Origin of the sequence: Bradyrhizobium sp. SZCCHNS3002 (assembly GCF_032377435.1) — a bacterium.
Classification (GTDB): Bacteria; Pseudomonadota; Alphaproteobacteria; order Rhizobiales; family Xanthobacteraceae; genus Bradyrhizobium.
Genome location: NZ_JAUHHY010000008.1, coordinates 1 through 22500, shown reverse-complemented (window position 1 = coordinate 22500; position 22500 = coordinate 1). Strand labels below are relative to the sequence as shown.

At 64.1% G+C, this 22500-nt stretch carries 13 protein-coding genes, 2 tRNA genes, 2 rRNA genes and 1 pseudogene (1 of these 18 only partly in view); 8 read left to right on the top strand and 10 right to left on the bottom strand.

Annotated elements, in window-relative coordinates:
• The 4 genes from QW845_RS17965 to QW845_RS17950 all read right to left on the bottom strand — a co-directional run.
• Positions 1-1011: ribosomal RNA gene (locus QW845_RS17965) — 23S ribosomal RNA — on the bottom strand; it reaches 1833 nt to the left of the window's first position.
• A 485-nt stretch (positions 1012-1496) separates the two neighbouring features.
• Positions 1497-1572: transfer RNA gene (locus QW845_RS17960), tRNA-Ala, on the bottom strand.
• A gap of 155 nt (positions 1573-1727) precedes the next feature.
• Positions 1728-1804, bottom strand: a tRNA-Ile gene (locus QW845_RS17955).
• Positions 1805-2050: 246 nt separating this feature from the next.
• A 16S ribosomal RNA gene (locus QW845_RS17950) occupies positions 2051-3539 on the bottom strand.
• Together the 16S and 23S rRNA genes with 2 tRNA genes alongside form the textbook arrangement of a ribosomal RNA operon.
• Before the next feature lie 803 nt (positions 3540-4342).
• Between QW845_RS17950 and QW845_RS17945 the strand changes: the two genes are divergently transcribed.
• On the top strand, positions 4343-6406 hold the full coding sequence (locus QW845_RS17945; RefSeq protein ID WP_315802896.1) for a M23 family metallopeptidase: 2064 nt from the start codon (positions 4343-4345) through the stop codon (positions 6404-6406).
• Between the two features lie 83 nt (positions 6407-6489).
• Here the strand turns inward: QW845_RS17945 and clpB are convergent, their stop codons facing one another.
• Positions 6490-9129 carry an ATP-dependent chaperone ClpB gene (gene clpB, locus QW845_RS17940; RefSeq protein WP_315802895.1) on the bottom strand — a complete coding sequence of 880 codons (2640 nt, stop codon included), beginning with the start codon at positions 9127-9129 and terminating at the stop codon, positions 6490-6492.
• 223 nt (positions 9130-9352) lie between these two features.
• Between clpB and QW845_RS17935 the strand changes: the two genes are divergently transcribed.
• Complete coding sequence (locus QW845_RS17935; RefSeq protein ID WP_315802894.1) at positions 9353-10138, top strand: MOSC domain-containing protein; 786 nt, start codon at positions 9353-9355, stop codon at positions 10136-10138.
• Positions 10139-10344: 206 nt separating this feature from the next.
• Here the strand turns inward: QW845_RS17935 and QW845_RS17930 are convergent, their stop codons facing one another.
• Positions 10345-11001 (bottom strand): TIGR02594 family protein, encoded by a 657-nt coding sequence (locus QW845_RS17930; RefSeq protein WP_315802893.1) that lies wholly within the window; start codon positions 10999-11001, stop codon positions 10345-10347.
• Positions 11002-11258: 257 nt separating this feature from the next.
• Between QW845_RS17930 and QW845_RS17925 the strand changes: the two genes are divergently transcribed.
• On the top strand, positions 11259-12122 hold the full coding sequence (locus QW845_RS17925) for an alpha/beta hydrolase (RefSeq protein ID WP_315802892.1): 864 nt from the start codon (positions 11259-11261) through the stop codon (positions 12120-12122).
• A gap of 113 nt (positions 12123-12235) precedes the next feature.
• Here the strand turns inward: QW845_RS17925 and QW845_RS17920 are convergent, their stop codons facing one another.
• Positions 12236-13141: a LysR family transcriptional regulator gene (locus tag QW845_RS17920; protein WP_315802891.1), complete on the bottom strand. Its 906-nt coding sequence runs from the start codon at positions 13139-13141 to the stop codon at positions 12236-12238.
• A 126-nt stretch (positions 13142-13267) separates the two neighbouring features.
• Here QW845_RS17920 and QW845_RS17915 point away from each other — a divergent pair, with 126 nt between their 5' ends.
• On the top strand, positions 13268-14155 hold the full coding sequence (locus QW845_RS17915; protein WP_315802890.1) for an alpha/beta hydrolase: 888 nt from the start codon (positions 13268-13270) through the stop codon (positions 14153-14155).
• A gap of 277 nt (positions 14156-14432) precedes the next feature.
• Here QW845_RS17915 and QW845_RS17910 read toward each other — a convergent pair whose 3' ends face one another.
• On the bottom strand, positions 14433-14852 hold the full coding sequence (locus QW845_RS17910; RefSeq protein ID WP_315802889.1) for a secondary thiamine-phosphate synthase enzyme YjbQ: 420 nt from the start codon (positions 14850-14852) through the stop codon (positions 14433-14435).
• A 373-nt stretch (positions 14853-15225) separates the two neighbouring features.
• On the opposite strand from QW845_RS17910, the gene QW845_RS17905 reads away from it, so the two are divergent.
• The 4 genes from QW845_RS17905 (at position 15226) to QW845_RS17890 (ending at position 19859) form a co-directional block, all read left to right on the top strand.
• Positions 15226-15957, top strand: a complete 732-nt coding sequence (locus QW845_RS17905) for a BTAD domain-containing putative transcriptional regulator (RefSeq protein ID WP_315802888.1) — start codon at positions 15226-15228, stop codon at positions 15955-15957.
• Between the two features lie 190 nt (positions 15958-16147).
• Positions 16148-17425, top strand: a complete 1278-nt coding sequence (locus QW845_RS17900) for a hypothetical protein (RefSeq protein WP_315802887.1) — start codon at positions 16148-16150, stop codon at positions 17423-17425.
• A 109-nt stretch (positions 17426-17534) separates the two neighbouring features.
• On the top strand, positions 17535-17765 hold the full coding sequence (locus QW845_RS17895; protein WP_315802886.1) for a hypothetical protein: 231 nt from the start codon (positions 17535-17537) through the stop codon (positions 17763-17765).
• Between the two features lie 51 nt (positions 17766-17816).
• Positions 17817-19859 carry a S8 family serine peptidase gene (locus QW845_RS17890; RefSeq protein ID WP_315802885.1) on the top strand — a complete coding sequence of 681 codons (2043 nt, stop codon included), beginning with the start codon at positions 17817-17819 and terminating at the stop codon, positions 19857-19859.
• 190 nt (positions 19860-20049) lie between these two features.
• On the opposite strand, the gene QW845_RS17885 is transcribed toward QW845_RS17890, so the two are convergent.
• Positions 20050-21255, bottom strand: coding sequence for an ATP-grasp domain-containing protein (locus QW845_RS17885; RefSeq protein WP_315802884.1), 1206 nt, complete (start codon positions 21253-21255; stop codon positions 20050-20052).
• Between the two features lie 852 nt (positions 21256-22107).
• Positions 22108-22397: pseudogene (locus tag QW845_RS17880) on the bottom strand (GIY-YIG nuclease family protein).
• Between the last annotated feature and the right edge of the window lie 103 nt (positions 22398-22500).

Sequence of the window (22500 nt, the reverse complement as noted above, 5' to 3'; positions counted from 1 at the left end):
TCTCAGGTATTCGGAGTTTGGTTGGGTTTGGTAAGACGGTAAGTCCCCCTAGCCCATCCAGTGCTCTACCCCCTGAGGTATTCGTCCGAGGCGATACCTAAATATCTTTCGCGGAGAACCAGCTATTTCCCAGTTTGATTGGCCTTTCACCCCTAACCACAAGTCATCGGAGCCTTTTTCAACAGGCACCCGTTCGGTCCTCCAGTGAGTGTTACCTCACCTTCAACCTGCTCATGGCTAGATCACTAGGTTTCGGGTCTAATACAACGAACTTGACGCCCTATTCAGACTCGCTTTCGCTACGCCTACGCCTATCGGCTTAAGCTTGCTCGTTAAATTAAGTCGCTGGCCCATAATACAAAAGGTACGACGTCACCCAGAACGCATCTTGGGCTCCGTCTGTTTGTAGGTGTCCGGTTTCAGGTCTATTTCACTCCCCTCGTCGGGGTGCTTTTCACCTTTCCCTCACGGTACTGGTTCACTATCGGTCGCTGAGGAGTACTTAGGCTTGGAGGGTGGTCCCCCCATGTTCAGACAGGATTGCACGTGTCCCGCCTTACTCGAGCATGAATGTTCGCATTACCCATACGGGGCTATCACCCTCTGAGGCCCTGCTTTCCTGACAGGTTCTGGTTGGCTTACATTCATGACTGGCCTGGTCCGCGTTCGCTCGCCACTACTAGCGGAGTCTCGGTTGATGTCCTTTCCTCCAGGTACTTAGATGTTTCAGTTCCCTGGGTTTGCTTGAAACCTCCTATGTATTCAGAAGTCTCATACCTTCTCTTGATAACCGGAAATCCAAAACCTCACGGCCTTGAATTCTCTCGGTCTCCCAATCGAACACCAAGACTCGAGGTCTTGGAGTTCCGGCTATCGAAGGTGGGTTTCCCCATTCGGAAATCCGCGGATCAAAGCTTCTTCGCAGCTCCCCACGGCTTATCGCAGCGTAGCACGTCCTTCATCGCCTCTCAGCGCCAAGGCATCCACCGAACACCCTTAAGGCACTTGATTGCTCTCATTATCAATGTCCACACACTCGGCAGAATGTTCACTGCTCTCACCTGCCCCGAAGGACCGGCGTTAGAGACAGCGAGGACACTGATTAGAAAGACCAGCTTGCTTCTTAAGATCGAACCGATCGCCGTGCGGTCAAGCGCAGCGAACAGAGTCATTTACAACAGACAGGATGCTTCACAGCTTCCAGCCTGCGCCGAAATGACCCGGAGATAGTGAAGGCGTCGGTGCAAAGTCGAACGCGGACCGCTTGCGCGGTGGCCCTCATTGCACGACCCTACTCGGATCGATCTCCTCTTCACGATGTCAGATAACACGCAGTTGCCTGTAGTCCCGGTGAGGACCAGACAATGCGAAATGTTGTCTCGCGGACGAATTTGAACACGCTAACGATAGCCCGCCTCCGCCCAAGTGGGCTCCGGCGCGGCAGCCTTCGCTGCACTCTGGCTTGCCGAGCCGAAGCAGGCGTAGCCTGCGAAGGCTGGTGGAGCCTGTCGGGATCGAACCGACGACCTCATGCTTGCAAAGCACGCGCTCTCCCAGCTGAGCTAAGGCCCCATACTCGGAAAGACGAATGCAGCAGCGCGATCGTCGAGACGATAACTAGCCGAAGCTCGCGTTGACCAGTCCGCCTTCGCCCAACTGGGCTACGGCGCGACAGCCTTCGCGCATCTTCTGGCTTGCCGAGCCGAAGCGCCGTGAGGCGCGAAGGCTGGTGGGCCTGGGAAGACTTGAACTTCCGACCTCACGCTTATCAAGCGCGCGCTCTAACCAACTGAGCTACAAGCCCTAACGCTCGAAGCTCGTCACCGCCCTGCCCGTGAGGGCCGATGCAGCAACCGCGCAGCCCCAGGCAGCGTGTTCGTCCGCGAAGAAAGAGAAACGAAGACGGCGAAATCCCGCCAATGGAACTCAACCCGATCTGGCGATCGTGTTGGTCCCTGATGTTTCTAAAACAGCTCGATAGCACGCGATCCGAAGATCGTGGTCCCAAGATCTTGCGACCTTAAAGACCAGGCTGAAGAGCCATCCTTAGAAAGGAGGTGATCCAGCCGCAGGTTCCCCTACGGCTACCTTGTTACGACTTCACCCCAGTCGCTGACCCTACCGTGGTCGGCTGCCTCCATTGCTGGTTAGCGCACCGCCTTCAGGTAAAGCCAACTCCCATGGTGTGACGGGCGGTGTGTACAAGGCCCGGGAACGTATTCACCGTGGCGTGCTGATCCACGATTACTAGCGATTCCAACTTCATGGGCTCGAGTTGCAGAGCCCAATCCGAACTGAGACGGCTTTTTGAGATTTGCGAAGGGTTGCCCCTTAGCTTCCCACTGTCACCGCCATTGTAGCACGTGTGTAGCCCAGCCCGTAAGGGCCATGAGGACTTGACGTCATCCCCACCTTCCTCGCGGCTTATCACCGGCAGTCTCCTTAGAGTGCTCAACTAAATGGTAGCAACTAAGGACGGGGGTTGCGCTCGTTGCGGGACTTAACCCAACATCTCACGACACGAGCTGACGACAGCCATGCAGCACCTGTGTTTCGGGCTCCGAAGAGAAGGTCACGTCTCTGCGACCGGTCCCAAACATGTCAAGGGCTGGTAAGGTTCTGCGCGTTGCGTCGAATTAAACCACATGCTCCACCGCTTGTGCGGGCCCCCGTCAATTCCTTTGAGTTTTAATCTTGCGACCGTACTCCCCAGGCGGAATGCTTAAAGCGTTAGCTGCGCCACTAGTGAGTAAACCCACTAACGGCTGGCATTCATCGTTTACGGCGTGGACTACCAGGGTATCTAATCCTGTTTGCTCCCCACGCTTTCGTGCCTCAGCGTCAGTATCGGGCCAGTGAGCCGCCTTCGCCACTGGTGTTCTTGCGAATATCTACGAATTTCACCTCTACACTCGCAGTTCCACTCACCTCTCCCGAACTCAAGATCTTCAGTATCAAAGGCAGTTCTGGAGTTGAGCTCCAGGATTTCACCCCTGACTTAAAGACCCGCCTACGCACCCTTTACGCCCAGTGATTCCGAGCAACGCTAGCCCCCTTCGTATTACCGCGGCTGCTGGCACGAAGTTAGCCGGGGCTTATTCTTGCGGTACCGTCATTATCTTCCCGCACAAAAGAGCTTTACAACCCTAGGGCCTTCATCACTCACGCGGCATGGCTGGATCAGGGTTGCCCCCATTGTCCAATATTCCCCACTGCTGCCTCCCGTAGGAGTTTGGGCCGTGTCTCAGTCCCAATGTGGCTGATCATCCTCTCAGACCAGCTACTGATCGTCGCCTTGGTGGGCCATTACCCCACCAACTAGCTAATCAGACGCGGGCCGATCTTTCGGCGATAAATCTTTCCCCGTAAGGGCTTATCCGGTATTAGCACAAGTTTCCCTGTGTTGTTCCGAACCAAAAGGTACGTTCCCACGCGTTACTCACCCGTCTGCCGCTGACGTATTGCTACGCCCGCTCGACTTGCATGTGTTAAGCCTGCCGCCAGCGTTCGCTCTGAGCCAGGATCAAACTCTCAAGTTGAACTTGAAGCTTTGAACCGGCTGATCACAACGTTTGACGAGGTCCCACCAATCGATCTCCACGCTTCACAGCGCGAAAACCATGGTGTTACCTTTGAAACATTGTCCGCCGAAGTCTTCTCGTCCGATCTCAGAACCAAAAGCCGAAGCTCTCAACCCCGAGACCCGCAAGGACTCCGCCGTCCACGTTTCTCTTTCTTCATCTTCACTTGTCAAACAGCCCGGGACCTCGGTCCCACCCTCATGCGGAGGGGTCGCTCAACCTTTTTCGACGTCGATGAGCAACCGGGTTTTACCGGTTGTGCATCACTCAACGAAAGTGAGGAGCAATATTGGCGCGAATGCTCGCCTCGGTGTGTCCCGAAGCGGCGCCGCGCTCAGTGATCGGGTTTATAGGGGGGGCCGATCGGGGTGTCAACGCCCAATGTCAACAAATCGTCGCATCGAATCATTTTTTTCCGGACAGCAGGAGAACCCCGATTTCTTGCGGACTTCGTGCCCCACTTGGGCCACAATCCTGCGACGATTTGTTAAGCATCGACCTGGGTTGATTTGGGTCCAGCGGGGACTGCCATCGATTCAAGGATGATCCAGATCAAGGAAGCGGCGAGCCCTTCGCCTGATACGGCCGAGACGACATCGAGAGATCCTGAAGAACAATAGCGGTTCGTGGAGTCCGGCTTTCGGGCCAGAGAGTCTCGAACCGACAGAAGCGCGCCATCATTCCGAGCCGTTTGTCTTGGACGTTAAGCCAACCGGCAGCTGAGCGATCTCGGTGCTGACTTTGAACTTGGGGGACGAAGGTTGAGCCATCGGACGTCACGCGGGGGGTACGGACGCGAGATCGGCATGATCGATCTCGGTCATGAGCCGCCGCTATCGGTCGATGGCTCCGAAGCCGCGGTGATCGATCGCCGCCGCGTCTCCGTGCAATGGTTCTCCGGTACGATTCTGACTGGTCTGTGCGGCGCAGCCCTCATCGGCGGCGCCGTTTTTGCGTCGCTCGATGGCGAAATGACCTTCGCGCGCATGCCGGAGCGGATGGAAAGCGCGCTGCGCGGCGCCTTCGGCGCCAACGACCGCGTCGCCACCTTGCGCAAGAGCGACCGCCTGCCCCCGCCGAGCGAAGCCGCCGCGGCGCGCAACGTGGTGCGCATCTCGACCGTTACCCGCGCGGGTTCGCGCGAGCTGATCCGGGTCCGTCCCTACGTCCGGATCTCGGGCAACCTGTCGATGGCGACCAGCGATCTGTCCGCCAAGATCCCGCCCTTCAACGCCCAGCGCCTGCTGAGCGACACCGACAACGACAAGACGGGGTCCGGCGAGGATCCGAACAATCCCGAGGCCGTCGAGCCCGACGCCGAGGTCTCATTCGTGACCAAGGATCTCGCCGCCGTGCTCCCCAAGGCGAAGATCGCGACCTCGGTGGCGCTCGACGAAATCGTCATGCGGGTCCGTGATGCGGCGAACTGGCGCGGCAACAATGGCGGCGTGCGCTACGCCTCACTTGCCAATGCCGCCGCCGACGCGGCCGGCGCGCAGGCCGTCCAAGGCGGCGACCTGAAACTGTCCTATGCCAATGACGGCACCTCGCCCGATCCTTACGCCGGCTTCGAGACCCGGGTGGTGCCGGAAAATGTCACCTTGCTGCCCAAGACCAAGGACCAGATCACCGGCGGCAATCCGCTCGGCGAGCGGGTTCACCTGGTCAAGAAGGGCGATACCGTCGCCTCGATCCTGCGCGACCAGGGCGCGACGCCCGACGAAGCCAAGGCGATCGCCGCCCAGCTCGGCCCGCGCGGCCGTGACGGCGGCCTGAAGGAAGGCGAGAAACTGCGCATCCTGATGGCGCCATCCAGCCCTGCCCCCGGCGCCCGGCTGCAGCCGTTCCGGGTCATCGTCGCCAACGACACCATGATCGAGGCGGTCGCCGCGCTGTCGGACCTCGGACGATACGTCGCCGTGGACGCGCAGAGCATGAACACGGTTACCGAGACCGCCGACAACACCAACGACGAGGAGGATGACGGCACCGGTGTCCGCCTCTATCAGAGCATCTACGAGACGGCGATGCGCAACAAGGTGCCCACGCCGGTCATCGAGGACATGATCCGCATCTACTCCTACGACGTCGATTTCCAGCGCAAGGTGCAGCCCGGGGATTCGTTCGACGTCTTCTATGCCGGCGACGACGACGACAAACCCGGCAACAACGACAAGACCGAGGTGCTGTTCACCTCCCTGACGGTCGGCGGCGAGACCAAGAAATACTACCGGTTCCAGACCCCCGACGACAGCGTCGTCGACTATTACGACGAGACCGGCAAGAGCGCGAAGAAGTTCCTGGTGCGCAAGCCGGTCAACAACGCGATCATGCGCTCCGGCTTCGGCGGCCGCCGCCATCCGATCCTAGGCTTCGTCAAGATGCACACCGGCGTCGACTGGGCCACCGCCTATGGCACCCCCATTTTCGCCTCCGGCAACGGCGTGCTCGAGAAGGTCGGCCAGGAAGGCGGCTACGGCAAATATATCCGCATCAAGCACAACAACGGCTACGAGACCGCCTACGGCCACATGTCGGCCTTTGCCAAGGGCATGGAGCCCGGCAAGCGCGTGCGCCAGGGCCAGGTCATCGGTTTCGTCGGCTCGACCGGCATGTCGACCGGCCCGCACGTCCATTACGAGATCCTGGTCAACGGCCGCTTCGTCGACCCGATGCGCGTGAAGCTGCCGCGCGGCCGGTCGCTGGAAGGCCCGATCATGGCGAGCTTCGAGAAGGAGCGCGACCGCGTCGACCAGATGATGACCAGCCGCGGCCCCGGCGCGTCGCGCATCTCCGATGCCGGCCCGATCCAGGTGAATCGGTAGCCCTGCCCCTCAGCATGTTCCAAACGCAAACGGCCCGCGCTTGGCGCGGGCCGTTGCCGTTTGAGTGCTGCGGATGTTCGAGATCAGTTCAGCTTGCGCTTCGGGATCGGCGCCTCGAACGTCGCGATCTCCGCCGTACGATGCGCCTTGCCGTTGAAGGTCAGCACATTGCCTTCCGACGAGATGGCGACGTTGTCGCCATCCTTGATGTCGCCGGCGAGAATCATCTCGGCGAGCGGATCCTGCACGCTGCGCTGTATCACCCGCTTCAAGGGACGGGCACCGTAGGCCGGATCCCAGCCCTTGGCGGCGAGCCAGTCGCGCGCGTCGCCATCGAGCGACAGCGTGATCTTGCGCTCCTCCAGGAGCTTCTGGAGCCGGGCGAACTGGATCTCGACGATCCGGCCCATCTCGCTCTTCTGCAGGCGATGGAACAGGATGATCTCATCGACGCGGTTGAGGAACTCGGGGCGGAAATGTCCGCGCACCGTGCCCATCACCAGCTCCCGCACCTCGGACGTATCCTCGCCCTCGGGCTGGTTGACCAGGAACTCGGAACCGAGATTGCTGGTCATGATGATCAGCGTGTTGCGGAAGTCGACGGTGCGGCCCTGGCCGTCGGTCAGACGGCCGTCGTCGAGCACCTGAAGCAGCACGTTGAAGACATCCGGATGCGCCTTCTCGATCTCGTCGAACAGGACGACCTGGTACGGCCGGCGGCGCACGGCCTCGGTCAGCGCCCCGCCCTCATCATAGCCGACATAGCCGGGAGGCGCGCCGATCAGCCGCGACACCGAATGCTTCTCCATGTACTCGGACATGTCGAGCCGGACCATCGCGGTCTCGTCGTTGAACAGATACTCGGCGAGCGCCTTGGTCAGCTCGGTCTTGCCGACGCCGGTGGGGCCTAAGAACATGAACGAGCCCATCGGCCGGTGCGGGTCCTGCAGGCCGGCGCGCGAGCGCCGCACGGCGGTCGCAACCGCATGCACGGCCTCGAACTGGCCGACGACGCGCTTGCCGAGCGAGTCCTCCATGCGCAGCAGCTTGTCCTTCTCGCCCTCGAGCATCTTGTCGACCGGCACGCCGGTCCAGCGCGAGACCACCTGCGCGATGTGGTTGGCGGTGACCGCCTCCTCCATCATCTCGCCGGCATTCTCCTTGGCCTCGATGTCGGCCAGTTGCTTCTCCAGCTCGGGGATGCGGCCATAGGCCAGCTCGCCCGCCTTCTGGTACTCGCCGCGGCGCTGCGCGTTGGCGAGCTCGATCCGCAGGCCGTCCAGCTCGCTCTTGAGCTTCTGCGCGTTCGACAGCTTGTCCTTCTCGGCGCTCCATTTCGACGTCAGCGCCGCCGACTTCTCCTCGAGATCGGCGAGCTCCTTCTCCAGCGCCTGCAGCCGCGTCTTGGAGCCGAGATCGCTCTCCTTCTTCAAGGCCTCCTGCTCGATCTTGAGCCGGATGATCTCGCGGTCGAGCGAGTCCAGTTCCTCGGGCTTGCTGTCGACCTGCATCTTCAGCCGCGCCGCCGCCTCGTCCATCAGGTCGATGGCCTTGTCAGGCAGGAAACGGTCGGTGATGTAGCGGTTCGACAGCGTGGCCGACGCCACCAGCGCGGAGTCGGTAATGCGCACGCCGTGATGCTGCTCGTATTTGTCCTTCAGGCCGCGCAGGATCGAGATGGTGTCCTCGACCGTGGGCTCGGTGACGTAGACCGGCTGGAACCTGCGCGCGAGCGCCGCGTCCTTCTCGACATGCTTCTGATACTCGTCGAGCGTGGTCGCGCCGATGCAGTGCAGCTCGCCGCGGGCGAGCGCGGGCTTCAGCAGGTTCGACGCATCCATGGCGCCGTCGGCCTTGCCGGCGCCGATCAGGGTATGCATCTCGTCGATGAACAGCACGAAGGTGCCTTCGGCCGCCGTGACCTCCTGCAGCACGGATTTCAGCCGCTCCTCGAACTCGCCGCGATATTTCGCGCCCGCAATCAGTGCGCCGAGATCGAGCGACAGCAGCCGCTTGTCCTTCAGGCTCTCCGGCACGTCGCCATTGACGATGCGCAGCGCGAGGCCCTCGACGATCGCGGTCTTGCCGACGCCGGGCTCGCCGATCAGCACGGGATTGTTCTTGGTGCGCCGTGACAGCACCTGGATGGTGCGGCGGATCTCCTCGTCGCGGCCGATCACCGGATCGAGCTTGCCGTCGCGCGCCGCCTGGGTCAGGTCGCGGGCATATTTCTTCAAGGCATCATAGGCGTTCTCGGCGGTCGCCGAGTCGGCCGTGCGCCCCTTGCGCAGGCTCTCGATCGCCGCGTTGAGATTCTGCGCGGTCACGCCGCCCTTGGCGAGGATGCCGCCGGTCTCGCTGTTCTTCTCCAGCGTCAGCCCGAGCAGCAGGCGCTCCACCGTGACGAAACTGTCGCCGGCCTTCTCGGCCGCCTTTTCCCCCGCGTCGAAGGCGCGCGCCAGCTCGGGCGACAGATAGATCTGCCCGGCGCCGCTGCCCGACACTTTCGGCAGCTTGCCCAGTGCGTCCTCGGTCGCCTTCAAAATCGCGCGCGAATTGCCGCCGGCGCGATCGATCAGACCGCCCGCGAGGCCTTCGCTATCGTCGAGCAGAACCTTCAGCAGATGCAGCGGCGAAAACTGCTGATGGCCGTCGCGCATCGCCAGCGATTGCGCCGATTGGATGAAGCCCCGCGCGCGCTCGGTATATTTGTCGATATTCATGATGTTTCCCTCAGCCTGCTGTGACGCCCCGAAGGCACGGCTTCAGCATCTTCATTGGGTTTCGGACCGCGCACGTTGACGTCCATCAACGCCGCAACCATTGACGTCGCCGGCTTGCGCCCGGCTTGAGTGGAAATGTGGGAAGGCGGTGCGAAAACGGAAGGGGCCGCTTCACAAATTCGTGTGCCCTGGCCGCGACCATGGGAATCTCCTATGAGGCGGCATGAGCCAGACCCCTCCCGCGCGCATCGCCGGCCTGTACCGCTATCCGGTCAAGGGCCTTACCCCGGAACCACTGCAAACGGCCCCGTTACGGGTCGGCGAAACGCTGCCGGCCGATCGCCGCTACGCGCTGGAAAACGGCCCAACCGGCTTCGATCCGGCGGCGCCGGTGTGGAAGCCGAAAACGGCGTATTTGATGCTGATGCGCAATGAGCGCTTGGCCGGGTTCAAGACGCACTTCGAGGACGCGACCAACATCCTCACCATCCGCAAGGACGGCGCGATCGTCGCCCAAGGCGACCTCGAAAGCGCCGACGGCCGCGCCGCCATCGAGGCGTTCTTCGCGCGCGAGTTTGCCGACGAGCTGCGCGGCCCGGTCAGGCTGCTCTCGGGCGGTGGCTACGCCTTTACGGATCTGGCGCGCAAGGTGGTCTCAATCATCAACCTCGCCTCGATCGCGGAGATCGAGACCTTGGTCGGCGCGACCGTGCATCCGCTGCGCTTCCGCGCCAATGTCTACGTCGCCGGCTGGCCGGCCTGGCACGAGACCTCGCTGATGGGCGAAACGCTGCGGATCGGCTCGGCGCGGCTCAAGGTCGTCAAGACCACCACCCGCTGCGCCGCCGTCAACGTCGACCCGGACACCGCCGCCCGCGACCTCGACATCCCGCCGGCGCTGATGGCCCGGCGCGGCAACAATGAATGCGGCATCTACGCCGAGGTCATCGAAGCCGGGGATGTCGCCGTTGGCGACGAGTTCGCCGTGGAACAGCCCCGGCTGGTGTAGTTCGCACCCTCACCCCGCCGACGGTGCGCCCCCCTCTCCCGCGTGCGGGGGAGGGCTGGGGTGGGGGCGCCACACGCGAAAATCTTCGTGAGGACAGACTTCCCCGACCCGCATCGCCTCTCCGATGCGACCTCCCCCGCAAGCGGGGGAGGCGCAGAGCGCGCGAGCCGCGAGGGCTCACCTCATCAGTTCAAGTTCGAGAGCTCTCAGTTCGGCATCACATAGGCATACACGCGGCCGCGCGACACCGCGCTCTCGCGGACGCGGTTGCCGTTGTTGCCGGAGATGACGATCGGATTGCCCTGGGCATCGACGCCCGAGACCACGCCGACATGACCGCCGCCGCGGCGGCTCATCACCGCGATCGCGCCGACCTGTGGGCCGGAGACGCGCTGGCCATAGCTCGCGAACGAGCGCGCCATGTCGGAGCCGGTGCCGCGATGGCCGGTGCGCTCCAGCACCATGTTCATGAAGCGCGCGCACCACAGGCTGCGCCGGCCGGTCGGATTGCCGCTGCCGATGTAGCTGCGCGCCGCGGAGACGACGCTGCTGCCGCCACCGAGGCCGGCGGACGAGGCCATGCCGTCGGACGCCGTGCCCGGCATCATGACGCTGGCCTGCGCATCGGCAACGCCGCTCACCTGCACCCGCGCCACGCCGCGCTCCCAGCGCGACAGCCGGGCGACGGAACGCCGGTGGTGATGATGCCTTGCGTAGTGATGGCCGCCGTGGCTGCGGTGGGCATGATGCCCCGAGCCGTGATGCGGACGGGCCGATGCCGGTGTTGCGGTGACGGCGACGACTGCCGCACCCATGGTCAGCGCAACGATGTGAAGCGACCGGCGAAGGGTAGACACAACCATACTCAATCCTTCTGTTACTTCCCCCAGTACCCTGACTTGGCACCCCCTGGTCCTCAGCGCGGCCCCTCTGCAAGCCGCCAGCGGAGGTCCGTAAAATGTTGCGCTGTGACGAAACCATGACCATCGACGGCAAAAGCCTGGCGACGAGAGGGTGATTCCGAGTCTATGCTACGGCGAAAACAAGGCCGTCGATCGGGACGTTGTCGCGTATCGCGCGACTCGTCATCATCAGGCACGCGACACGGGAGGAGCTGACGATGCCCCATGCAACGGCCAAAGATGGCGTTCGCCTCTATTTTGAAGAGGTCGGCGTGGGCACGCCGCTGATCTTCCTGCACGAGTTCGCCGCCGACCACACCAATTGGGAGCCGCAACTGCGCTACTTCGCGCGGCGCCACCGCTGCATCGCCTACTCCGCGCGCGGCTACACGCCCTCGGACGTGCCGGCCGCGCCCGACGCCTATAGCCACGTGCATTTCTACACCGACGCGATCGCCGTGCTCGACCACCTCGGCATCGACAGCGCCCATTTCGTCGGCCTGTCGATGGGCTCGTACTCCGCGCTGCAGGTGGCACTGAACGCACCGGATCGCATCCGCTCGATGGTGCTGGCCGGCGTCGGCTCGGGCTCCAGCCTCGAGCATCTCGAGGCCTTCCGCGCCCAGTGCCGCGCCACCGCCGAGCAGTTCGAGACGCTCGGCTCGGCCGAGACCGCCAAGGTCACCCGCGAGGCCCCCGGCCGCATTCCCTTCCTCATCAAGGACCCGCGCGGCCATGCCGACTTCTACGCCGCGCTCGCCCGCCACGACGCGCGTGGCTCGGCCAACACCATGCGCGGCTTCCAGGGCAGCAGGCCATCGATCTACACCATGACGGACGCCATCCGCCGCGTTACAACCCCGGCCCTGATCATCTGCGGCGACGAGGACGACGCCTGCATCGCGCCGAGTTTGTTTCTCAAGCAGCATCTGCCGGCGTCCGGGCTAACGTTCTTCCCGAAGTCCGGACATGTGTTGAACCTGGAGGAGCCGGCGCTGTTCAACGCATCCGTCGAGCGCTTTATCGCCCTGGTCGAGGCCGGCCGCTGGGGACCGCGCGATCCAAGGTCGATGGCAGGATAAGGAGGCATGCTGCTGCTCCGACTACATCTGTCATTGCCCGCGCACTGGATCGCACGGTCAAGCCGGGCGATGACAGCGTGTTTTGCAGCAGCCACTGTGCGTCCAGACGTCCCTCAGATCGCCGCCTCCTCCAGCCGCTGCCGCAGCAGCGGCACGGCGAAGTCGACGAAGGCGCGCAGCTTCAGCGGCAGCCGGGTCTGGCCGTCATAGACGAGATGCACCGGGCGCGGCGCCGGTTCGAAGGCTTCGAGCACGAGCTGAAGTCGGCCGCTGCGGACATGATCGACGACTTGATAGGACAACGCCCGCACCAAGCCCGCTCCCGACAGGCCGGCTTCGATCGCCGCATCGATCGTGTTGACGCCAAGGCGCGCGCGGAAGCTGGCGGGGATCTCGGCGCCGTCGACTTCGAACGGCCAGGTGCCGGGCACCGACACGCTCTGGAACGAGATCACGCCGTGCCGTGCCAGATCCTCCGGCCGCGCCGGGCAGCCATTGGCGGCGAGATAATCCGGGCTGGCGCAGATGACGTGGCGGACGCTGCCGAGCCGGGTGGCGATCAAACTCGAATCCGGCAACTGGCCGATGCGCAGGGCGACGTCGACCTGGTCGTCGAGAAAGTGCGCGACACGATCGGTCATCACGAGATCGACCGCCACGTCCGGAAAGGCGCCAAGGAAGCGCGTCACCACAGGCAGCGCATGCAGCCGGCCGAACATGATCGGCGCCGTCACCACGAGATCGCCCTTGGGCTCGGAATATTCGCCGCTGGCGACACGCTCGGCCTCGGCGACCTGTTCCAGGATCGCGCGCGCCGCTGCGACATAGGACCGACCCGCCGGCGTCAGCTCCAGGCCCTTCGCCGAGCGGATCAGAAGCGAAGCCTTCAGATGCGCTTCGAGCTCGGCCACCTTGCGGCTGACCGTCGCGAGCGGCAGCCCGAGCGTCCGGCTGGCCTTCGACAGACTCCCGGCCTCGGCTGCGGCCAACAGCACCGCCATGGCGTCCAGACGATCCAACGTATCTTTCCAAAAAATGGGAGGCCTCTTCTCGAATCTAGCGACTCGCGCCCGATTTTGGAAGGCATAGAACCAGGGTGACGGGCGGCCAACGAGTCCCGACCGCCCGAGACCAGGAGCTTCCCCATGACCACCCAGACCCGCTTCCGAACCGCGACCGTCCACGGCCGCAACGTCTTCTACCGCGAGGCCGGCGACCCGACGGCGCCGACGATCCTGCTGCTGCATGGCCTGCCGACCAGCAGCCAGATGTTCCGCGACCTGATCCCCGCGCTCGCCGATCGCTTCCATCTGGTAGCGCCCGACTACATCGGATTCGGCCATTCCGACGCGCCGTCGCGTGCAGAGTTCGACTACACCTTCGACAACCTCGCCCGGCATGTCGCGGGTCTCGTCGACGTGCTCGGGCTCGAGTCCTACATTCTCTACATGCAGGACTATGGCGGGCCGGTCGGCTTCCGCCTGTTCACGCAGCGGCCGGAGCGCGTGAGAGGCTTCATCCTCCAGAATACCAATGCCTATATGGAGGGGGTCGGCGAGGCGCCGAAGAAGGTGCTGCTGCCGTTGTGGGAGACGCGCACGCCGGAGACCGAGGCGCCTGCTCGCGAGCTGCTGAGCCTCGACGGCACCAAGTTCCAATGGCTGGTCGGCGCCAAGGATCCTGAAGCCGTCAATCCCGACAACTGGACTCTCGACCAGGCGCTGCTCGACCGTCCGGGCACGCAGGACTACCAGCTCGATCTGCTGGAGAACTACAAGACCAACGTCGCGCGCTATCCGGAGTGGCAGGCGGCCTTCCGCGCCCACAGCCCGAAGACGCTGATCGTCTGGGGCCAGCACGATCCGTTCTTCATCCCGCCCGGCGCCCGCGCCTATCTCAACGACCTCGCCGACGTAAAGCTGGTGTGGCTCGACGCGGGACACTTCGTGCTCGACGAGAACACGCCGAAGGTCGCAGCCGAGATCAAGGCGGTGTTCGCGGGCGAGAGAGCGCGCGCATCATCTGCGGCCTAATCCAACAGGGATCGTCACACCACGGAGTGCTGGCAAGCGCGACAGCCGAGGCTCGAGTCGCGCTCTCGCCACGCCGGTCGCTGTGTCCTCCGAGAGGCCGCGGCGTACTGGATGCCCGCTTGCGCGGGCATGACAGCCGAGGCTCCCCACCCTCCTCCGTCATCGCGAGCGCCAGCGAAGCGATCCAGGGGCCATACGGAACGGCGTCACGCGTGGCCCCTGGATTGCTTCGTCGCTTGCGCTCCTCGCAATGACGCCCGAAAGCTCCGGCGTCCTCCTACTCGCCGATGATCTTGATCAGCACGCGTTTGCGCCGCCCGCCGTCGAACTCGCCGTAGAAGATCTGCTCCCACGGGCCAAAGTCGAGCTTGGCTTGCGTGATCGCGACCACGACCTCGCGGCCCATGATCTGGCGCTTCATGTGGGCGTCGGCATTGTCCTCGCCGGTGCGGTTGTGGCGATAGCCCGCCACCGGCTCGTGCGGGGCGAGTTCCTCCAGCCATTGCTCATAGTCGTGATGCAGCCCGCTCTCGTCGTCATTGATGAAGACCGACGCCGTGATGTGCATGGCGTTGACGAGCACGAGGCCCTCGCGCACGCCGCTCTCCTTCAGCGCCGCCTCGACCTCACGCGTGATGTTGATGAAGGCCCGCCGGCCCGGCGTCTGGAACCAAAGTTCCTTGCGGAACGATCTCATCGGAACAATTCCAATCTCGTTTGCCATGGCTGCTGATACAGCATGATCGTGTCGGTCCTCGAGTGTGCCGCAGCTCACAGCGCACAGTTCCGACTTCGCCCACACTGGACACGATGGGGTGCATACTGCAAGTCACGAGGGACAGTCTCGCTCCGTCATACAATCCAAGATTGAACCGAACGTTGCGCGGACAGACTTAACTGCATTGCCGATCTCATTTCGACGATGAAAACGACAGCGTGGCGGCTCGCCTTTGGGCGACGACCGTGCAGACCTGATCCGGCTGCAGCCGCTCAATCTCATCGCACGAGAAGCTCGACTTCTGCAGGCCCGGCGCCGATCGCAGCGAGTCGCCATTCAGAGGAGAGAGACAATGAGTTTGCTGCGTATCAATCTGTTTGGCGGTCTTGAAATCAGACGGGTCTCGGGCGAGCAGGTCGTCATTCCAAGCCGCAAGGCGGCAACGCTCCTGGGCTATCTCGCCCTCACCTCTCCGCACGGCATTTCACGCAGCAAGCTTGCCGCGCTCCTGTGGGAAGGCCACTTCGGCGACAATGCGCGCGCAAACCTGCGCCAGGCGCTGTTGACGCTGCGCCGGGTGCTGCCGCAATGCGCCGACGTCATCTCGGCGGAGCGCGACGACATCCGCATCCATCCGAACGCCGTCACCACCGACGTGCAGGAGTTCGAGCTGCTGCTGCAACTCGGCGATCTGGAGACCATGGCCCGCGCCGCCGCGCTGTTCCGCGGCGAGTTGCTCGACGGCATCAGCTCGACGTCTTGCGCGTTCGAGGCGTGGCTCTCCGCCGAGCGTCAACGCTTGAAGACGCGAGCGATCCGGGCGATCGCGGGTCTACTCGACGTCGGCGGCCGGGAACATGTGGAGATCGCCACGACGTTCTCATTGCGTGTGCTGGCCGCCGATCCGCTGCAGGAGGACGTCCACCGCACCTTGATGCGCTGCTACGCGCAGCAGGGCCGCCGTGCCGACGCCCTGCGTCAATATGACTTCTGCCGCACCATCCTGCGCAAGCAGGTCGGCGCCACGCCGGAGAGCGAAACCGAATCCCTGCAGCGTGAGATCAGGCGCATGCTCCGCGTCTGACGATCGGCGCGACCTTGCTCCATGCGTTCCACACACGATCGATTTTGACGGCACTTTCACGCCCTGCTTGACACTTGCATCACGGCCACACGCGCAACATCGCCCTCGATCGACGTCGCGCAGCAACTACTCCTGATGAGGTCAAGCGGCGCGCCGCTCGAAGATCAGACAACGAGCGAGGAGACTCAACATGAGTGGCATGCAGCAGTCGACTGAAGACTATGGTCAATTGAATCCCGAAGGGATCTTCGGCTCCGTTCTCGGCAGGTTCGCCGGACAAGCGATCGGACGCCTGATCGGCGGTAAGACCGGCCGCGACTTTGGCGGCGCCATCGGCGGAATCGCCGGCGGGTTCGCGCCGTTCTCGGTCGGCCCCGGCACCGAGCAGCCGTCGGACATGGAATTGCAGGGCTTCTGGAGCGTGCTCAAGAAGGTCGGACAGGGCGTCCAGACCGGACTCAACGTCGGCCACAACCTCGGCATCTTCAGCGCCGGTCCGCAGGCGGCCCCCGCCGCCACACAGCCGACCGACATGGAGCTGCAGGGCTTCTGGAGCGTGCTCAAGAAGATCGGTCAGGGCGTCCAGACCGGCCTCGATGTCGGCCACAACCTCGGCATCTTCAGCGTCGGTCCGCAGGCCGCACCCGCCGCGGCGCAGCCGACCGACATGGAGCTGCAGGGCTTCTGGAGCGTGCTCAAGAAGATCGGACAGGGCGTCCAGACCGGCCTCAATGTCGGCCACAACCTCGGCATCTTCAGCGCCGGTCCGCAGGCCGCACCCGCCGCGGCGCAGCCGACCGACATGGAGCTGCAGGGCTTCTGGAGCGTGCTCAAGAAGATCGGACAGGGCGTTCAGACCGGCCTCGATGTCGGCCACAACCTCGGCATCTTCAGCGCCGGTCCGCAGGCCGCAACCGCCGCGGCGCAGCCGACCGACATGGAGCTGCAGAGCTTCTGGAGCGTGCTGAAGAAGATCGGACAGGGCGTCCAGACCGGCCTCGACGTCGGCCACAACCTCGGCATCTTCAGCGCCGGCCAGCCGAGCCAGCCGGCGGCGGCCGCACAGCCGACCGACATGGAGCTGCAGAGCTTCTGGAGCGTGCTGAAGAAGATCGGACAGGGCGTCCAGACCGGCCTCGACGTCGGCCACAACCTCGGCATCTTCAGCGCCGGCCAGCCGAGCCAGCCGGCGGCGGCCGCACAGCCGACCGACATGGAGCTGCAGAGCTTCTGGAGCGTGCTGAAGAAGATCGGACAGGGCGTCCAGACCGGCCTCGATGTCGGCCACAACCTCGGCATCTTCAGCACCGGGCCGCAGGCCGCCGCGGCCGCGCAGCCGACCGACATGGAGCTGCAGGGCTTCTGGAGCGTGCTCAAGAAGATCGGACAGGGCGCGCAGACCGGCCTCAACATCGGGCACACGCTCGGCATCTTCAGCGCCGGCCAGCCCGCGGGCACGATGCACTAGTCGATCTGAAACCGTGACCCGCGACGTTCACGACGCAGGTCCAAGCAAGTGAGGCGGTGGGCGCACGATCAGTCCGCCCACCGCCGAGCTGACATGGAGGGAGCGACGCATGGCGGATCCGAACTCGGAGCAGGAATTCATCGTGCAGGGCGAGCCGGTCAAGTCCGGCCAGCTTGCTGATCATCTGAGCCGCGAGCCCGGCGTGAAGCGCATCGGTCAGGTCGCCCCCGACGTCGTCATCCTGTCGATGACGAAGAGCCAGGCCGATCGCCTCCGATCGACTTTCAGCACGATCGTGGTCGAGCCGAACGCTCCACTGAAACCCTTTGGCGCCGGCTGACTCCAGCCGCGCCCCCGACGATGTCACGAGCGAGGATGAAGGAGCCCGCAGATGGCCGCACGAAGCAAACCTGAAATCTCGGATCAGAAAGACGCGGCCGGCACGGCCGTCAACGGCACCGGAGCACAACCCGGAGCGGAGCAGCCGTCAGCCGAAACCGCACCGCAGGCCGCAGCAGCAGCACGGGTGACCGCCGCGGCAGCCCCTGTCGCGCAAGGGGCCGGTCGCAGCGACGGCGGCAAGGCGGCGCCAGCGACGGGGCAACCCGGCGCAACGATCTCGCAGCGGCGGGCGCAGTACATCCTGGCCCCGCGCCAGCAGACGGGGCTTGCGACCTTCAGCGCCGACTTCATCGTCCAGCAACTGACAAACACTCCCGACATCGACGTGGTGAAGACGATCCAGCCGCCGCGGCTGCTTGGATTCCAGAGCGCCGACCCGGGACAGGCGCCGCTCGGCCCCATGGTGCTGGCCCGCATGACGCCCGACAAGGCCGAATTGCTCAAGGCCCAGGCGGGAGCGCGGCTCGCGGTCGAGCGCGATGCGCCGCTCACCTACATGCTCGATCCGACCGTTCCGCAGACTCCGGCGCCGCACCAGCTTCCCAATCCCGGCGTTCTCATTCCCCTGGCCGACGGCTTCTCGACGACGATCGAAGTCATCGGCGAGAGCGGACCGTTGCCCGAGACGGAAGTCTATGTGTTCGGCAGCGTGTGGCCGGTGCAGGGCGTCACCGACGCCAGCGGCCGCGTCACGCTCAAGATTCAGGGCGAGACGCCCGACACCATCCGCTCGATCCTGATCAAGCCACGGGTCGATTACTGGACCTTCTGGCTCGATCGTCCGCAACTGACGCCCGACAGCGTGAATCGCATTGCCGCGAAGACGCTGGGCGCCTATCTGCGCGGCTTTCCCGGCCAGCAATTGCTGGGATGGGGCCAGCGCGCGATGGGCCTCGATCGCGTTCCCCTCGCCTACAATGGCGCGGGCGTGAAGATCGCCGTGATCGATTCCGGCGCAGCACCAACCCATCGCAATCTGCACGGCGTCACGATCGGCAAGAGCATCGTCGGCAATGATCCCGCGAGCTGGACCATCGATACCATCGGTCACGGCTCGCATTGCGCCGGGATCATCGCCGGCGGGCCGGTCGGCAGCGGCGGCGGCATTCGCGGCTTCGCTCCGGCGGCCGAAATCCATGTCTGCCGGATCTTCCCGGGCGGCCGGTTCAGCGATCTCGTCTCGGCGCTCGACTACTGCATGGAGAATGGCATCGACGTCGCCAACATGAGCCTGGGCGGCGGCGAGCCGTCGCAGATCATCGAGGAGCGGATCCTGCGGGCCAAGCAGATGGGCCTCGCCTGTATCGTCGCCGCGGGAAATTCGTCGGGGCCGGTCCAGTTTCCCGGCTCGACGCCGCATTGCCTGTCGGTCGCCGCGATGGGCAAATGGGGCGAGTTTCCCGAGGACAGCTTCCACGCCCAGCAGGCGCTGGACGGCTTCCGCAGCAGCGACGGATATTTTCCGGCGAAGTTCAGCTGCTTCGGGCCGGAGATCGACGTCTGCGCGCCGGGCGTCGGCATCGTGTCCTCGCTGCCGGCCGATGGCTTCGGGGCGTGGGACGGCACCTCGATGGCGACGCCGCACGTCACCGGCCTTGCCGCGCTGGTGCTGGCGCATCATCCCGACTTCAAGGGTCCCTTCGCGACACGCGACGCGCGGCGTGTGGAGCGGCTGTTCCAGATCCTGAAGGAGACGTCGACGCCGCTGCAGTTCGGCGACCCCAATCGTGCCGGAGCCGGACTGCCGAATGCGATGCGCGCCCTCGGCCTGGAGGCGAGCGTTGCCTCCGCGCCCGCGGCCGATCCATCGCTCGACGTCCTTCGTCGTCTGCTGGGACTGGCGCGCGGCGAAGCGCCGAACGCCGCGACGTCTCCGACGCTGGCGCCGCAGGCGCCCAATGGCAAGCCCAACGGATCCGGCTCGGTTGCCAGGGGCCCGGCAACGACGACCGGCGAGTGGTCGAGCCCGGCCGCCGGTGATCCCAGTCCGGCGCAGATCCGCGACATGATGCACAAGGTCGGCTTGCTGTAGATTGCCGACGAGGCAGCAGCGACCAAGCCGCATCAGACGTTGTACGACGGGCAGTTTGCGCATGAGCTTCATGCACGAACTGCCCGTCACGTTAGTTGTCATTAGATATGCGACCACCGTGTGAATGAGTTAAGTCCAGAGGGATTGAAGACGCGCAATCCTCGCCGGATCACCGCGGCGGTCTGCGCTATCAAGCCGCCGCAGCCAGAATCTCTGCCCACGCCTCCGGCGTGACTGCGTAGGGACCAACGGCGCCGCTATGGAATTTGCGCCATAGCGACGGGCGGATCAGCGACGCGCCGAGCGCAGCGATGACGGGAACGAGCGCAAGCGGATCGCCCGCGACTGGCGTCAGTTCCTCGGTTGATCCGGCGTAGTCGCCGCGTGCCGCAATCGCATCGATCGCTTCGCGCAACACCGCGATCCGCGCCCCCGTCTGCTCGGCGGCGCCAAGGATCGCCAGCAGCGTCTGGCGGGTCCGCACGCCGGCGGCCCCGGCCGGACATTCCCCAGTCGCAGCACCAATGGCCGCATCGATCATCGCCGCAACGAGATCCACACCCGCCGCGAAGGCGTTGGCAGGTTCGACCAGCCGGGGATTGACATCAATGATGACCGGTCCGCCATCGGCGATGATCACATCCATCGACAGCCCACCGCGCCAATCCAGCAACGCGACCAGCCGCGACAGCATGACGGCCAGACCGGGCAGCACGATGCTCTGCTTCAGCGACGCTCCGCCACCGACGCCCTCGCGCACGCGAAGGCAGGCATGATGCGCGACCAGCCGGCCGCGGTTGGCAACGGCCTGCACCATTGCGAGCGGCCCTGCCACCTCGGACTGGACAATCAACGCCGAGCCGTCACCAAGTCCAAGCTCGCGCGCGGCTGCATTGAGCTCGGCGGCGTTTCGCGCCCTGCGGACGCCCGAGCTTGCCGTGCTGACGGGGCGCTTCAGAAAAACGGGATAGGCTGCGACGTCACGGAGATCCTCGATCCGCGAGACCATCGTCGTGGGCGGCTGTGGCACTCCGGCGGCCTCGAGCGTATGAAAGGCCGATATCTTGTCCTGAACCCGCGCGAGACTTTTGAACGGCGGCACGATCGTCGCGACCCGGAGCTGCGGCAATCTTGCCGAGAGCACCGTCACCTGTTCCTGCGTCGGAAACAGCAGATCGACCTTTCGCTCGGCTGCAATGCGTTCTGCCGCGGCGAGCCATCCGAACGGATCGCGTCCGAACCGCGGCACGGCGTGAACAGCCCGCACATGCCGGGTGAAGCGCGACAGGCAGATCCGCGTCGAGGACAGGATCTCGACCTCATGTCCGAGCGCGCCGAGGCGCCCGGCGACCTGACGCGACGTGAGACCTGATCCTTCCGACAGCAGGACGCGCATCCCAGATCGCCTCACGTTCCTGAAGAGAAGAAGTGTCGGAGATCGCGAAAGGTGGCATCGAACCGCGGCCAAATCAATGTTTGTGCTTGGCTCGCGGTCTCGGCGAGCCTTGAGCCGCGTCCATCAGCGATGATTAAACGCGGCGCATCGGTTCGGAGAGTCCGGGATCGACCTGCCAACGCCGCGTGATGTTGGTGACAGGGAGAATGCGCGTGATGTCCGCACGACGGGCAGATCGCGCATGACGCTCATGCACGAATTGCCCGTCGTGTTAGTTCGTCGCACGAAAGTCCTTGCGCCGTCGGGCAACTCAGGCGCAGATTTCCGCGCGTCCCGCCTCACAGCAAGAGCGGCGTATCGCGGTCGTCACGAACGCTGAGTGTGGGATGCGATGGGCGTGTCGGATTGCGCGTGGGATTGCCCGCGCGGACGAACAATTCCGATGCGCACGGTCAAGTCGCGCGGTCCTGGCATCCCGACGCTGATGTCAAGTTCGTTGTGGTGCTCTGCATCACGCGGACGACGGTGGCCAGAAAGCCGGCGCACCGGGGAGAACGCGAAGCAGCCGTTCAACCATCGCGCAGGGAAGGCCGGGTGTTCCGGCTCGTACCTGTGGTTCCTGCCGCCTGCATTTTTCCGCAGGCGGGCCATGGGTGCGGCCAGCATCCGGCCTTCCCTGCGCCTCTGCGTTATCCGGAGGCGACGCGTGACGCAAAGCTCGGGCGCGGATGCGCCGCGAGGATAAGGCAGCATGTCTCAGACTAACCGCTCTTTGAAAAGTGGAAACCGCCAACCCTAAGCTCGTCATGGCCGGGCTTGTCCCGGCCATCCACGTCGCTCCGCAAATACGATTTACATTGTGATCGTATCGAAGAGATCGTCCCAATCTGGATTAGTTGCAATGATCAGCCCGACCTTCCAGGCACGTGACCAATGCTTGATGTTGTGCTGCGCTGGATCGCGCTCTGAATGTCGTCGAAGACTTCGAAGTAAACGAGCCGCTTCAAACCATATCGCTTAGTGAAGCCGTCGACGAGGCCAGATCGGTGCTGATACACCCGGCGCACGAGATCACTGGTCACACCGACGTACAGCGTGCCATTCGGACGATTGGTCATGAAATACACGTAGCCGCTCGCCATGTCGTCATACTGCAAGACGTGGATGGCCGGGACAAGCCCACGGCTGTCCGGTTCAGCTTCCGCATATTGCGAGGCTCAACTGTTGTGGGTTTTTGGCAAGTTG

Bases quoted from the DNA above. Each gene is read 5' to 3' on its own strand.
- clpB (WP_315802895.1), bottom strand. From the start codon at position 9,129: ATGAATATCGACAAATATACCGAGCGCGCGCGGGGCTTCATCCAATCG.
- QW845_RS17935 (WP_315802894.1), top strand. From the start codon at position 9,353: ATGAGCCAGACCCCTCCCGCGCGCATCGCCGGCCTGTACCGCTATCCG.
- QW845_RS17930 (WP_315802893.1), bottom strand. From the start codon at position 11,001: ATGGTTGTGTCTACCCTTCGCCGGTCGCTTCACATCGTTGCGCTGACC.
- QW845_RS17925 (WP_315802892.1), top strand. From the start codon at position 11,259: ATGCCCCATGCAACGGCCAAAGATGGCGTTCGCCTCTATTTTGAAGAG.
- QW845_RS17915 (WP_315802890.1), top strand. From the start codon at position 13,268: ATGACCACCCAGACCCGCTTCCGAACCGCGACCGTCCACGGCCGCAAC.
- QW845_RS17910 (WP_315802889.1), bottom strand. From the start codon at position 14,852: ATGAGATCGTTCCGCAAGGAACTTTGGTTCCAGACGCCGGGCCGGCGG.
- QW845_RS17905 (WP_315802888.1), top strand. From the start codon at position 15,226: ATGAGTTTGCTGCGTATCAATCTGTTTGGCGGTCTTGAAATCAGACGG.
- QW845_RS17900 (WP_315802887.1), top strand. From the start codon at position 16,148: ATGAGTGGCATGCAGCAGTCGACTGAAGACTATGGTCAATTGAATCCC.
- QW845_RS17895 (WP_315802886.1), top strand. From the start codon at position 17,535: ATGGCGGATCCGAACTCGGAGCAGGAATTCATCGTGCAGGGCGAGCCG.
- QW845_RS17890 (WP_315802885.1), top strand. From the start codon at position 17,817: ATGGCCGCACGAAGCAAACCTGAAATCTCGGATCAGAAAGACGCGGCC.
- QW845_RS17885 (WP_315802884.1), bottom strand. From the start codon at position 21,255: ATGCGCGTCCTGCTGTCGGAAGGATCAGGTCTCACGTCGCGTCAGGTC.